Consider the following 14,273-nt stretch of genomic DNA (forward strand, 5'->3'; position numbering starts at 1 on the left):
AACTGAGTAAGATGATTTTTGATTATTATAAGAATATATTCTTAAAAATATACTTGATGTCTCAAAGATAAGAATTGTTTAGTGTTTATTGTTTTTAGATAAAAGTGTCTTTAAGCCAGAACAATTCCAAAACATTTGTTAATTATCTATTATTAGCATTGAGTTCAGTATATATCTTTTACAAAATATGCTAAATTTATATAATGAAAGAGAAAAAGGGATTTTTAAAAAAAGGGTTCGCTTTTAAAAACTATGAAGCACCTGAGCAATCTCCATTTGATAAGCTTTTTGATATTTTTCAGGAGATTATTACTCACACTTCTGGCGACCTAGATGAGGCTTTGGATTGGATGAGAGAATTGGATAAAGAGTACAAACTTACCACAGAAGAATACACATTAGATGATTTTATTGAGGATTTAAAGAAAAAAGGATATATCCGAGAGGAAATCAAACCTGATGGAAAAGGTGGAATGTCTATTACAGCTAAGACAGAAAGAGCAATTCGTAAAAGAGCATTAGATCAAATTTTTGGTAATTTAAAGCGTAGTGGATCAGGAAATCATAGAACTAAATATACAGGAAGAGGAGACGAACACGCCGGAGAATATAGGAATTATCAATATGGTGATGGATTAGAAAGAATATCAATTACAGAAAGTTTTAAAAATGCTCAGATTAACCATGGTATGGGAGATTTACATCTTACTGAGGATGACCTTGTTGTAGAAGAAACACAGTATAAGGCGCAGATGAGTACTGTATTGATGATTGATATCAGTCATAGTATGATATTGTATGGCGAGGATAGAATTACTCCTGCTAAAAAGGTGGCAATGGCATTAGCAGAACTTATTACTACAAGATACCCGAAAGATACCTTAGATATTTTGGTGTTTGGAAATGATGCTTGGCCAATTGCAATTAAAGATTTACCATATTTACAAGTTGGACCTTATCATACGAATACTGTTGCAGGATTGCAGTTGGCTATGGATATGTTAAGAAGAAAGCGTAATACAAATAAGCAAATTTTTATGATTACCGATGGGAAACCTAGTTGTTTAAGAATGCCAGATGGACAGTATTATAAAAATAGTAATGGGTTGGATCGCAATATTGTGAATAAGTGTTATATGATGGCACAGCAAGCTAGAAAATTACATATACCTATTACTACGTTTATGATTGCGCAAGATCCTTATTTAATGCAGTTTGTTAGAGAGTTTACCCATGCGAATCAAGGTAAAGCTTTTTATACTGGTTTAAAAGGACTCGGTGAGATGATTTTTGAAGATTACGAAGCGAATAGAAAAAAAAGAATTAAAGGATAAAAAAGATTATAAATAAAGAATATTTCGGAAAAGAAAATATGGATTTTAAGAATATAAAAACATTTGGAGAACTAAAAGCGTCGGGATATAATAGTAGAAGTATAAAAGATGAACTTAGAGAAAATTTAAGAACTAAGATTGGTAATAACGAGGATACTTTTACAGGAATTCATGGATATGAAAACACTGTTATTCCTGAGTTAGAACGAGCAATATTATCCAGGCACAATATTAATTTATTAGGTTTGCGAGGTCAAGCAAAGACTCGTTTAGCAAGACAAATGATTAATTTATTAGATGAATGGATTCCAGTGGTAACTGGATCTGAGATTAATGATGATCCGTTTAACCCGATATCAAGATATGCGGTTACGTTGATTGAAGAAAAAGGTGATGATACCCCTATTTCTTGGATGCATAGAAATGATCGGTTTGCTGAAAAATTAGCTACTCCTGATGTTACTGTAGCTGATATTATTGGTGATGTAGATCCAATAAAAGCTGCGAATCTAAAGTTAAGTTACGCAGATGATAGAGTTATTCATTTTGGGATGATCCCAAGAGCCAATCGTTGTATTTTTGTAATTAATGAGTTGCCTGATTTACAAGCTCGTATTCAGGTGGCATTGTTTAATATTTTGCAAGAAGGAGATATTCAAATAAGAGGATTTAAACTTAGATTGCCGTTAGATATGCAGTTTGTATTTACTGCAAATCCAGAGGATTATACCAATAGAGGTAGTATTGTAACTCCTCTAAAAGATAGAATTGGCTCTCAGATACTAACACATTATCCCGAAAGTATAGAGATTGCCAAAACAATTACCCAGCAAGAAGCAAAGTTAGATTCTAGACAAAGTACATTAGTTTATGTGCCTGATTTAGCAAAGGATTTATTAGAGCAAATTAGTTTTCAGGCTAGAGAAAGTGAATTCATCGATGCTAAAAGTGGTGTAAGTGCTAGAATGAGTATTACTGCATACGAAAATTTATTAAGTACTGCAGAGTATAGAGCTCTTAAATCTGGAGACGAATACACTTTTTTAAGACTTAGTGATTTTATGGGAGTAGTTCCGGCAATAACAGGTAAAGTAGAGTTAGTATATGAAGGTGAGCAAGAAGGAGCAGCATCTGTAGCTCATACTTTAATCTCTGATTCTATTAAAACATTATTCGCCGATTTTTTTCCAAAAATTGAGAAGTTAGAAAGAGAGAGTGAGAGAAGCCCATATCAAGAGTTGATTGACTGGTTTTTTGAACAAAGCGGTTTTGAGCTTTTGGATGAAATTTCTGAAGAAGATTACAAGAAAAAATTAGATGAAATTGTTCCGTTAAACAATCTCATTAAAAAATATCAAGATGATATAGATGAAAAAGACAGCTATTTTATGAAAGAATTCTTGTTATGGGGGTTAGTGGAACATAAAAAATTAAGCAAATATCGACTGTCTGAAGGTTTTAGGTTTAAGGATTTATACGGTAGTTATATAAATGACTTATAATCATAAAATTATTACCACCAAACAATGAAACACTTGGCAAAAGAATCTTCATTACTTTTTATCCAAAGTAATGGGGATTTTTTTTTAAGAAGTTGGATTCGAAGTACTTCTAGTATTGCCGTATGAGAGTACCAAACTTTATGATGTTTTGGGTGTGTGATCCAATCTTTCTTTTCTGGAATGAAATACTGTCGAGAGCCATAATTATCTGATGTAAAATCTTTTTCATGTATCCAAAATCCTTGTATACAACTATTATTTAGATCAGTAAGTTTCTTGTTTAGATAGGATAGAGGAACAAATAAATTTCCAAAAAAACACACTTTTTGTAGTACTCTGTTTGGATCAATATTTAGTTCTCGAAGTTTTAATACAGTTTCAGAACGATAGAGTAGCGGTAATTGTTTTTCTTTTAATTTGGTTACTTTTTCTAATAAACTATCTTTTTGATTAGGACCAATCCATCTTTCTAAGATAATAGAACTTTTTTTAGGGTTGTATAGATAGAATTTATAAACCAATTCAATGTGTAAAATGTTTTTTTTACGTAAATCTTCTATTATAAAATCTAATTCTCCAATAGTTATCTTGTTTTTGAATATCTGTAGACCTTTTAATATCAATTTATAATCATTAGTACTATGGATGTAATGTTCAAAAAAGTGTTCAATTCTTTTTCCTAATACTTCATTAGGTGCAATGTTAATAGAAAATTCTTCGAAAGAATTACTATTTGAGTTGCGTAAATCAAACTGAGAAAGTTCAAAAAGACTGTTATCTTTCCATAATAGGTTGCTGTTTATAAAACCAGCATACTGATGTTCAAAAGACATTATTTATACTATTGTTTATTTCTAAATATAGAAATGTACTTATCTAATATTGGTCTCAATATTTTTTGATCTACTGGTTTAGCAAGAAAGTCATCACATCCTGCTGCTAATGCTTTTTCTATATCTTCTTCGGTGGAATATGCTGTTTGAGCTACAACTGGAAGATCTGGGCGCATTTTTTTTATACGCTTTGTCGCATCATAACCATCCATAATAGGCATTTTGATATCCATTAAAACCAAATTAATCTTTTCGTTTCCTTCACATATTTCTACAGCTTCTTTTCCGTTTTTAGCACGATAAATAACAAATTCGAAATCAATCATCTTAGTTAAAACTGTTTTTAAAAATAAGAAGTTGATTTCGCCATCTTCAGCAATTAGTATGACATGTTTTTCTGGAATTATTTCTCCTTTTTTTTAGTAGCTAGTTCTGCGTTATTCTGCATTGGGGTATATGGAATTTTTAGTAAGAAGGAACTTCCTTCGTTTTCTTTACTTATAAAGGAAATATTTCCTCCGATTAAGTCGGTATATTGTTTAGCAATCGCTAGGCCCAACCCAAGACCTCCAAAATTTTTAGAGATTTCTTTTTCTGATTGTGAGAAACTCTTAAAAATAATATCTTGATCTTTTGGTTTTATTCCTATTCCGGTATCTTTTATGGATATAGCAACATAATCTTGTACAAGATAAGAAAAGATTATTATTGAACCAGTATGGGTGAATTTAATACCATTATCAATTAAGCCACTCAATATTTTATATAGTTTTGGTTGATCTGTAATAATTGTGCTTTTTTCTTTTGGAATTTTGTGATCTAACTCAATACTTAAGTTCTTTTCATTAGCTTTAGATGAATACTCGGAAATTAATTCTAGAAGTAATTCTTCCAAATTCGTTGGTGTAAATCTAATTTTACTTTGTTTAGTCTCTAATACAGAAATTTCCAAAATATTGTCAACGGAGTGAATTAAATCTTTACCACTTTCAATAATAATTTTAGTATACTCTTGCCTTTCTTCCTCTGTTATTGTTCCAGATTTCAATAATTCTGAAAAGCCCATAATCCCATTCATAGGAGTTCTAATTTCATGCGAGATATTCTGAATAAAATTAGTTTTAATTCTATTACTCTCTTCGGCCTTATCCTTAGCAATTTGAAGTTCTTTGGTCCTTTGTTTGATTTTAAACTTTAAATAAAAATGTATTAAAATAATACTTGCCAGAGCGGCGAAGAATGTAATTGATGAAATGATCCAAAACTTTGGTTTTTTGTAAAATGGTTTTACAACATCAAAAAGCCAATTGTCGAGTATTTCTTGTTTTTCTTCATCAGTAATAGTACGTGTGGCTTTAGCGATTATTTCGTTTAATATTTTATTGTCTTTAGTAACAGCTATGCTGGGGATGTAACTGTAATCAATTTCTGTAATAACTTTTAACCCAGTAATACCTTCAGACTTTATTAAATAATTGACCAATGCCTTTCCGCCAATATATGCATCCGCTTCTCCTGATTGTAATTTAAGTAAACAGGTAATATCATCAGGATAATTCTTAATATTTAAATCGGGATAATTTTGCTTAAGATAGTCGTCTATAGAGTACCCTTTTGGGACTGTAATCCTTTTATCTAGAAAATCATTAAGCTTTAATGTGCTATCGACCTCTTCTTTAACCACTAAAACGAAAGGAGTTTCGAAAAATTTAGTGTAAAAATTTAGATATTTTTCTCGTCCAGCAGTTTCCTGCATTTCCAATACTATATCAATTTTTTTATTTTGAGCATCTTCGATTAAGTTTGACCAATTTGTATAATATTTTTTTCGAAAACGATAACCAATTTTGTTTTCAATAAGACCGAAGTGATCTACTAAAATACCATCGATACTATCTTTTTTATTTATAAATTGATAAGGAGGATAGTACGCATATACTGCAACGGAAATAGTATCTTGTTGTAACAGCCACTCTCTTTCATTTTTGTCGAGAATATCTTGATTAGAACAAGATGTTATTCCGATAATTAAACAGAAGAAAACAAAAATATTAGTTATCTTTTTTAGCATATATTATGGAGTGTTAGAAGTCTTATTTCTACTTTTAAATAATGGGAAATACTTATTTAACATCGGTCTTAATATTTTTTTATCTACAGGCTTAGAAACAAAATCATCACATCCAGCATCCAAAGCTTTTTGTACATCGTCTTCTATGGAATAAGCAGTTTGAGCGATGATAGGCAAATTGGGTCTCATTTTTTTGATATAGGCGGTAGCATCATATCCATTCATAATCGGCATTTTAATATCCATAAGAACTAAATCAATATTCTCATTTTCTTCACAAATGGTTACAGCTTCTTGACCATTTTTTGCTCTATAGATTGTAAAATCATAATCGTTCATTTTGGTAAGAATTGTTTTAAGGAATAAAAAGTTAGTTTCACCATCTTCGGCGATTAATATGATATTCTTTTCTTTCTTAATGGAGTTTTTATCATCCGTCCTCTTTGTATTTGAACTATTCTTTTTGACTTGATTATATGGAACTTTTAATAAAAACGTGGTTCCTTCATGCTCCTTACTTATTACTGTAATTTGACCACCAATAAAATCAGCATTTTTTTTAGCAATAGTAAGTCCTAACCCTAATCCAATATTTTTTTCGATTAGATTTATAGAGTTTTTTGTTGGATCTAGGCTATTAATTATTTTATTTTTCTTTTTTTCTTCAATCCCAATACCAGAATCTTTAATAGAAATAGATAAAAAATCATCTATTATGGAGTACATAATATCAATAGATCCATTATCGGTATATTTAATTGCATTATCCATAAAAACGTTCAGAACCTTGTTTAGTTTTGGACGATCCATTAAAACTAAATTTTCTGAATTTGTAAGTTTACTTTTAATATTAATTTTAATATTTTTTTCTTCTACTTTTACTTGATATTGAGAAGTTAATGTATGAAATACATCTCGAAGATCGATTTCGATTAGCCTAAGAGTAAATCTTTTAGTTTGTAATTGAGAAATTTCTAAAATATTATCGATAATTGATAGTAATTCTTTACTATTTCCAATAATCATTTGTGTATATTTTTGTCGCTCTTTTGCACTTAAATTGTTATCATTTAAAAATTCTGAAAGTCCTATAATTCCATTCATAGGAGTTCTTATTTCTTGCGGAATATTATAGATAAAATTTGTTTTTAGGCGATTGCTTTCTTCAGCAATATCTTTTGCAATTATTAATTCTTCGGTTTTCTGTTTAATTTTATATTTTAGATACGCATTGAAAGAAGCTCCTAAAATGAACAATAATAATGTAATTAAGAATACCATTATCCAGAAAGTAGGAGTTTGATAAAAAGGGGTAACATTACTATAGTACCAATTATTTAAGATTGATTCTTTTTCTTCTTTTGTTATATTGGATAGTACTTTAGAAAAAATGTTATGTAGTGTTGTGTTAGTTTTATTAACGGCAAAACCGGGTTCATAATCTAAGTTAGTGTCCGAAGTTATTTCGATATCATTTAATTTCTTTATCCTTATATAATAATTAACCAAAGCTTTAGGTCCTATGTAAGCATCATAGACTCCAGAGTTTAATTTAATTAAACAGGTTTGTTCATCTTTTTCAGTTACAATATTAAAATTTGGATAAGTACGCTTTAAAATTTCTGTAATGGCATAATCTTCAGGTAATACAATAGTTTTATCCGTTAAACTATTAATATTAATTCCAAAATTAGCATCCCTTCTAGTTACAATTACATGAGGGGACTTAAATAATGGGGCATAAAAGTTTAAATATGATTTTCGTTCCTTAGTTTCTTGGATTTCTAATATACATTGAACGGTATTGTTTTTTACATCGTGTATTAATTTGGGCCAATGATCATAACGTTTTTTTTGAAATTTGTAATCAATTTTCTGCTCAATCAGTTTTAAATAATCGATGAAAATACCATCAATTTCATTTTGTTCATTTACAAACTGATATGGCGGGTAATATGGATATATGGCAACAATAATACTATCATTTTTCTCTAACCATTCTTTTTCTAAGTCATTGATAACTGTCTCTTTCGAACATGATAATGTAGATAAAAATAAAAGGAAGATTGGGAAGAAATACAGTACTTTTTTTAGCATATGAATTTACAGTTTAAATACTTAACTTTTTTCTTTCCCTTTAATAAAGATAGTATTTTAATAGTAGTTTTAAAAGGATACTACTTTTAAAACTATAGTTGTAAAGGTGTAAAGTATTGCTTTTGAGTACTTAAGAGTCTTTAATAATTTGACTTCCATCAGGATACAAGGCAAAACGTCCTTTAGACCTATTATGTACATGATCATAGCTAGGCCAAGGCCATTTACCAAATTGAGTTTGTTGGTATTCTATAATGGCTTCTCTAATTTCTTGCTGACTATTCATTACGAAAGGACCTTGTTTAACAACAGGTTCACTAATTGGTTTTCCTTGAAGAAGTAATAAATGAGATTCTTTATTTCCATTATTTATTGTCAAATCTTTATTTGCGATGGTAACAAGTTCATGATTTACTGGGATTTTATATCCATCACTTTCAATTTCATTTCCTTTAAAAAAGAAAATAGAACGATTTATTCCTTCTGATGCCTTCTTAAATGTGTATTGGGCATTCGGTGCCATTTTTATAGTAGCTATTAAAACTTCGTTTTCTGAATTGGATGCCCAAGAATTCGGAGCTGGATCTGCAGCATTTTGATTTTCTATTTTTCCAGAAATTAAGGTTATTTCTGTTGTCCTTTCATGTTCATCAGCGATATTTAATTTGGGTATTTCTTCACTCCAAAGCATTTTAAAATGTGGGGCTACCATTTTTTTACTTTTAGGAAGATTAAGCCAAATTTGGAATAGTAAAAAGGGGTTTTCCTCTTCGGAATTTAATAGAGGGAACATTTCAGAATGTTGCACACCTCTACCAGCAGTCATCCATTGCACATCGCCATTACCGAAACGTCCAGCTGCTCCTAAAGAATCGGAGTGGTCAACGAGTCCTTTTTGCACAATTGTTATAGTTTCAAATCCGCGATGTGGGTGCGCAGGAAAACCAGGTACTTTACTACCGTGATACATTCTCCAACCATCTTTGATAATAAAATCTTGCCCAATATTTCTTCCTTCTAGAGAAGCATTTGGACCTAATTCTTCATTTCCTTTAGGGTATTGATCTTCATGATAAGCACAGAATAAAAATGGATCTGGAGTTTCCCAGGTAAATCCTAATGGTTTTATTTTTTTGATTGCATCCATAAATAGTTGTTTTTCTGGACCTAAAAAAAATCAGATATATTATTATAAGTTAATCAAGTTACATGTTTTTAGGATCATAAACTTTATTTCCTTTAATAACCTTATAAATATCTTTAGTATTCTTAATATTTTGTATCGGGTTACTATTAAGAATAACTAAATCAGAAACTTTTCCAATTTTAATTGTACCAGAAACTTCATTTTTTTTAAGATAATGAGATCCGTGATATGCTGAGGTCTGTATTGCTTCTAAAGGGGTTAAACCGGCTGATACCATTGCTTCTAGTTCTTTATGTAATGAAATTCCAGAATATGTGTAGGAGTTAAAAGCACCACTATCCGAACCTGCCAAAAGTTTTACATCAGCATCTTGCAGGGATTTAGTTAAACCTTTAAAAAAGGTATTTAATTCTTTTCTTGATTTTTTAGATTCATCAGATGCCGTTAATGCACGTTTGATTCTACCTTCATAGGTTTTAATAATTCCTTTCCCTATAATTTTTAGATAAGGATCATTACTATGATCTACTTCATCCAGATAACTTAGGATGTCTCCGATGTGTAATGTCGGAACAACATAAGTGTTCGCTTTCTTTAGATCTTTAAATGTTTGTTGAGCAATTGAATCATTATAACTTATGATTAAATCATCCATAGCATCCCAAAAACTTAATTCTTTACGAATAATGGCCTGAGTGATTTCGGATTCTTGAGAAGAGCACCCTTTTAAGACATAATATAAATGTTCAATTGCTCCGATACCAGAATTTACAGCTTCATTAAGCTCTACTGTAAACGGCATGTGACCTGAAGATATGATGCCTCTAGCCGAGGCTTGTTTTAATATTTCTAAATAATTTTCCCTAGAAATTCTGCTGTCGTATATTTTTACAAAATCTGAAGGGATTTTTTCTAAAGAATCCAATGCTTTGGTAATATCTTCTGATGATTCTATAGGTAAAGAACCTGCCCAAGTGGCATTTGATCCATCTAGCTTAGGACCAGAAGTATAGATAGTTGGTCCAACCAATGTGTTATCACTTATTTCTTTTCTCCATTTTAAAATTTCTAATGTTAAGTCTCCACCTGCATCTCTTACAGTTGTTATTCCATTAGCAATAAATAGAGGAAGTAAATTCCTGTTTTCTTCTACCAAAGAATCTCCTCCTCTAAGGTGAATATGATTATCCCAAAATCCAGGTAGAAGGTATTTATTCGTTCCGTCTACTTTGTTTTTTGCTCTATAGGTGTCAACACTATCTAATAACGTTATTTTTATTATTTTTCCATTATTGATAAATACAGTTTTAGTTGTAATATTTCCATTTTCAATCTCTACCAGATTTATATTAGAAATTACAATATCGTAATGTTTTTTTTCCTTTTTAGAGCAACTTAAAGTGCTTAGAAGTGTAATTACACATAAGGCTATTTTATAGTTTTTGATAATTGATAGCATCATCTTTTGTGAATTTACTTTTAAATGAGAATGCATACGGAGTTTCTCCGTGCTCTTGTAAATAGTATAGTCTTTCTTTAGCTTCTTCTGGAGAAGGCTCGTGACCATTTTCTATGTACCAAAATGCCATATGCATTCTAGGCATTTTATGAAACCACTCTTTTTTCCTTTTTAATATTGCTACATGATCTGATTTATACGTAAAGCTAAATAGTGCGTCCATGCTTTCCCAAACGGACATATTGATGATCAAAAAAAGATTGTCAAAAACTGTTAATGCAGTCGCATTTCCTTCGTCACCCTTTAATCTCCATACAAAACCATCACTTTGTTCGGCTAATTCATTGATGCGATCTAAATTATTTACAAAATCAGCCATAATAGGGTCATTAATAGGGGCTAACATTTCAGCAATATTTACCTGTGCTAATTGCATATTTTTTGTTTTTGATTGTCTATTTTCTTTTTAATTATGACCTAGATGACACCCGCAACCTGGTTTCATAAAACTCTGAGCCGTTTCGTGCCAAGGAAAAGCTTTGTTAGATTTAGAATTTTCCCACCAAAATTTCGTTCTTTCTTTTGTTGTATTTCCAATTTCATTCATGGTTTCTGTGTCATATAATCTTCCATTAACCATAGTATATTTTACTGTTTCTGTATTTCGAATATTTTCTAAAGGGTTTTTATCTAGAACGATTAAATCCGCTAGTTTTCCTTCTTTAAGCGATCCTATATCATTACCTGCACCGATATAATTAGCACCATTTATGGTTGCAGCTTGCAATGCTTGCATATTGGTCATACCACCTTGTTGAAGCATCCATAGTTCCCAATGAGCTCCAAGACCTTGTAATTGACCGTGAGCTCCTAAATTAACTTTGACACCTTCATTGGTCAATTTTGTCGCAGTTTTAGAAACCAAAATATGTCCATTTTCATATTCTTCATCGGGAACCATTGTTCTATGACGAGATCTAGCATCTACGATAGATCTTGGTGTGTATTTTAATAATTTTTCATTTTCCCAAATATTACCTTTTTGGTAGAAGAAATATTCTCCATTCATTCCTCCGTAGTTTACAATTAATGTGGGTGTATATCCAGTTTTACTAGTTTTCCATAATTCATATACATCCTTATAAACTGGCGCTACTGGTATATTATGCTCTACACCTGTATGTCCATCCATGATCATACTCATATTGTGGTAAAAAGTAGAACCTCCTTCGGGAACGACATTAATTTCTAATTCACGAGCGGCTTGCATAACCTGCTGCCTCTGATCCCTTCTAGGTTGATTATAACTTTTTACGGATTTAGCTCCAAAAGCTTTTGTTCGACGAATGGAAGATCTGGCATCTTCGAGATTATTTACAACTGCTTTAAAATCCCCGTCCGCACCATATAATATAAAACCAGTAGAGTAGAGTCTAGGTCCCACCATTTTTCCACTTTTTAGTAGTTCCGAAATACTGAAAACAGTTTCCGTATTTGCAGAAGGGTCATGAGCAGTTGTTACCCCAAAAGCTAAATTAGCATATAGTTGCCAATGCTTCTGCGTCGTTAATCCATACCTAAATGCTCCAACGTGTGCGTGTGCATCTACGATACCAGGCATAATTGTTTTTCCTCTAACGTCGAATACTTTTGCATTTTGTGGAATGCTAATATTACTTGTTTTTCCAATCTTTTCTATCGTATTTCCATTTATGATAATAGTTCCTTCCTCAATTACATTGTCACCTTCCATAGTGATGATATGTGCATTAGTGAAGGCAATTTTTCCGGTTGGAGCATCTGTTTTTGTAATTAAACCAATAGGAGTCCCATTGCTGGTTATTTCTCCTACTTTTTCTGGAGAGTTTGGTAAGAAGATAAACCTATCTTTAATATTATTTGAAAAATATTCATCTCCTAGTGTCCAGAATATTTGTTTACTGTCTTTAGACCAATGTAAGTTGATACCAGCGTCTTTAGAAATTTGTGACACGGGTACTAAGGTTGATTTATTGTCTAAGTCAATTGTTTTTCCATTAATAATTAGAGGAGCTATATAGGCTTTATGCAAATGCGTAAATGCGATCCATTTATTATCAGGACTCGGAACTAATCGGTTGGCGTATTTTGATTTTATATGCGATTTTTTATCTTGTCCATTAAGATCTACTGATTTCAATTCTTTCGTTAGACTTCCAAAGTAAGTTCCTCCTGTTTGATAGAAAATACGTTTTCCATCTTTCGTAAAAGTTGGATATTCTCCTTCTCTTAAAACCAATTTCGAATTACTTCCGGAAGAAGACATGGTATAAATACCAGTTTTTTTACTAAAACTTCTTCCTTGGTCATTATTTCCTCCTTCTTTTCGATATGTAATTAAACTACCAGAAGGGTTATATGAAGGAGTTCTGTAGATACCTTTTCCGGATGTTAGTTTTATAGGAGTTCCTCCAGTAATTGGAATTTTACAAATAGCACCTAATGTTTCATCATTCCAGGTTACAAATACTATGTTTCTACCATCAGGAGAAAAACTTGGCTCGAACTCAAAATCAGTATTCTGCGTTGTTAATCGCTGTGGTTTTCCTTTAGGTAATTTTTTACTCCATAGATGCCCCAAAGCACTAAATATTAATGTTTTTTTATCAGGAGAGGTAACAGCATGACGAATAACTTTAGCGGTAAATTCTTTTGGAGATACTGGGGAATTAAAATGTACAGTTTCGGCTATTTTTAGAGTAGCATCTACAGTAAAAGGGATATTAGTTACATTAGAGTTCTCCACATTTATTTTATGAATTTTTCCTGCTGACCAAAATATAATCTCTTGGTTATTTGGCATCCAACTAAAATTGGGGTAAACCCCAAAAATTGCCCAAGCTTCTTGTTGATCTTTATTTAATTGATCATAAATGGGCCATTCTTCACCAGTTTCTAAATCATGGATATATAATACTGTCTTAGTTCGTACTCGTTTTACAAATGCTAATTTTTTTCCATCTCTTGAAATTTGTGGTCTTGCAGCTCCTCCAGGACCACCAGTTATTCTTGTGGTTTTTCCAGTTTCAAAATCGTATCGTTTGATTACATAAATCTGTTTATTTGGATCCTTGTTGTATTGAAAAAAACCGCCGGGATAAACATCTTCACTATAGTACATATATTTTCCATCAGATGAAATACTAGGTTCGTTTACGTCTTGTTGATCATTCTTTCTTTTCGTTAGTTGTACTCCAGATCCTCCCGTAATATGATATTGCCACATTTCTCCAGCTCCTAAAGACCGTTGTGATGTAAAGTGTTTTCTAGCAACGATATAATTACCATCTGGCATCCAATAGGCATTATTTAGTAATCGGAATTTTTCTTTAGTTATTTGCTTGGGATTGCTTCCATCCAAATTCATTGTCCAAATATTATCTCCACCACCTGCATCACTAGTAAAAGATATTTTTGATCCATCTGGACTAAAACGAGGCTGTACTTCAAAAGGAATTCCTGTACGTAAGGTTTCGGCTTTTCCTCCCGTTATAGGAATGCTATAAATATCTCCCATAAGGTCAAAAACAATAGTTTTTCCGTCGGGACTTACATCTAGATTCATCCAGGTACCCTCATCAGTCGTAAAACTATGATCTTTATAATTAAACTGACCATTAGGATTAGAAACATCCCATTTATCTTCTTTTTTGTCTTTTTGTGCTTGGGTATTAAATATTAGAAACAGCCCTAAGAATAGGGTAGTTATGATGTGTTTGTGCATGGTATTTGATTTATCTGAATCGAAAATAATGAATTAGACAACAAAATGTCTTAAAGTGTTGTTAATG

General features: G+C 31.5%; 10 protein-coding genes. 2 read left to right on the top strand and 8 right to left on the bottom strand.

Annotated features, from left to right (window positions below):
• Nucleotides 1–203: 203 nt before the first annotated feature.
• Both D1815_RS00420 and D1815_RS00425 read left to right on the top strand, forming a co-directional pair.
• Nucleotides 204–1,334 (top strand): VWA domain-containing protein, encoded by a 1,131-nt coding sequence (locus D1815_RS00420; RefSeq protein WP_118385495.1) that lies wholly within the window; start codon nucleotides 204–206, stop codon nucleotides 1,332–1,334.
• 38 nt (nucleotides 1,335–1,372) lie between these two features.
• A complete protein-coding gene (locus D1815_RS00425) occupies nucleotides 1,373–2,836 on the top strand; it encodes a magnesium chelatase (protein ID WP_118385496.1) in 1,464 nt (487 codons plus the stop codon).
• Nucleotides 2,837–2,847: 11 nt separating this feature from the next.
• Here the strand turns inward: D1815_RS00425 and D1815_RS00430 are convergent, their stop codons facing one another.
• The 8 genes from D1815_RS00430 to D1815_RS00465 form a co-directional block, all read right to left on the bottom strand.
• Nucleotides 2,848–3,669, bottom strand: coding sequence for a DUF1853 family protein (locus tag D1815_RS00430; protein WP_118385497.1), 822 nt, complete (start codon nucleotides 3,667–3,669; stop codon nucleotides 2,848–2,850).
• 8 nt (nucleotides 3,670–3,677) lie between these two features.
• Nucleotides 3,678–4,076, bottom strand: a complete 399-nt coding sequence (locus tag D1815_RS00435) for a response regulator (protein WP_118385498.1) — start codon at nucleotides 4,074–4,076, stop codon at nucleotides 3,678–3,680.
• Nucleotides 4,073–5,740: a transporter substrate-binding domain-containing protein gene (locus tag D1815_RS00440; protein WP_118385499.1), complete on the bottom strand. Its 1,668-nt coding sequence runs from the start codon at nucleotides 5,738–5,740 to the stop codon at nucleotides 4,073–4,075. Before D1815_RS00440 ends, D1815_RS00435 begins: the two co-directional genes overlap by 4 nt.
• Nucleotides 5,741–5,743: 3 nt before the next feature.
• Nucleotides 5,744–7,837, bottom strand: coding sequence for a transporter substrate-binding domain-containing protein (locus D1815_RS00445; RefSeq protein WP_118385500.1), 2,094 nt, complete (start codon nucleotides 7,835–7,837; stop codon nucleotides 5,744–5,746).
• A 130-nt stretch (nucleotides 7,838–7,967) separates the two neighbouring features.
• Nucleotides 7,968–8,984: a pirin family protein gene (locus D1815_RS00450; RefSeq protein ID WP_027392124.1), complete on the bottom strand. Its 1,017-nt coding sequence runs from the start codon at nucleotides 8,982–8,984 to the stop codon at nucleotides 7,968–7,970.
• A gap of 58 nt (nucleotides 8,985–9,042) precedes the next feature.
• Nucleotides 9,043–10,446: an amidohydrolase family protein gene (locus D1815_RS00455; protein ID WP_233557563.1), complete on the bottom strand. Its 1,404-nt coding sequence runs from the start codon at nucleotides 10,444–10,446 to the stop codon at nucleotides 9,043–9,045.
• Nucleotides 10,418–10,879 (bottom strand): DUF3291 domain-containing protein, encoded by a 462-nt coding sequence (locus D1815_RS00460; protein ID WP_118385502.1) that lies wholly within the window; start codon nucleotides 10,877–10,879, stop codon nucleotides 10,418–10,420. Before D1815_RS00460 ends, D1815_RS00455 begins: the two co-directional genes overlap by 29 nt.
• 30 nt (nucleotides 10,880–10,909) lie before the next feature.
• A complete protein-coding gene (locus D1815_RS00465; RefSeq protein WP_118385503.1) occupies nucleotides 10,910–14,206 on the bottom strand; it encodes an amidohydrolase family protein in 3,297 nt (1,098 codons plus the stop codon).
• Nucleotides 14,207–14,273: the final 67 nt, after the last annotated feature.

Source organism: Aquimarina sp. AD1 (assembly GCF_003443695.1).
Taxonomy (GTDB): Bacteria; Bacteroidota; Bacteroidia; order Flavobacteriales; family Flavobacteriaceae; genus Aquimarina; species Aquimarina latercula.

Excerpts from the sequence above, each read along its gene's own strand:
- D1815_RS00420 (WP_118385495.1), top strand. The coding sequence starts at position 204 with ATGAAAGAGAAAAAGGGATTTTTAAAAAAAGGGTTCGCTTTTAAAAAC.
- D1815_RS00425 (WP_118385496.1), top strand. The coding sequence starts at position 1,373 with ATGGATTTTAAGAATATAAAAACATTTGGAGAACTAAAAGCGTCGGGA.
- D1815_RS00430 (WP_118385497.1), bottom strand. The coding sequence starts at position 3,669 with ATGTCTTTTGAACATCAGTATGCTGGTTTTATAAACAGCAACCTATTA.
- D1815_RS00440 (WP_118385499.1), bottom strand. The coding sequence starts at position 5,740 with ATGCTAAAAAAGATAACTAATATTTTTGTTTTCTTCTGTTTAATTATC.
- D1815_RS00445 (WP_118385500.1), bottom strand. The coding sequence starts at position 7,837 with ATGCTAAAAAAAGTACTGTATTTCTTCCCAATCTTCCTTTTATTTTTA.
- D1815_RS00450 (WP_027392124.1), bottom strand. The coding sequence starts at position 8,984 with ATGGATGCAATCAAAAAAATAAAACCATTAGGATTTACCTGGGAAACT.
- D1815_RS00455 (WP_233557563.1), bottom strand. The coding sequence starts at position 10,446 with ATGATGCTATCAATTATCAAAAACTATAAAATAGCCTTATGTGTAATT.
- D1815_RS00460 (WP_118385502.1), bottom strand. The coding sequence starts at position 10,879 with ATGCAATTAGCACAGGTAAATATTGCTGAAATGTTAGCCCCTATTAAT.
- D1815_RS00465 (WP_118385503.1), bottom strand. The coding sequence starts at position 14,206 with ATGCACAAACACATCATAACTACCCTATTCTTAGGGCTGTTTCTAATA.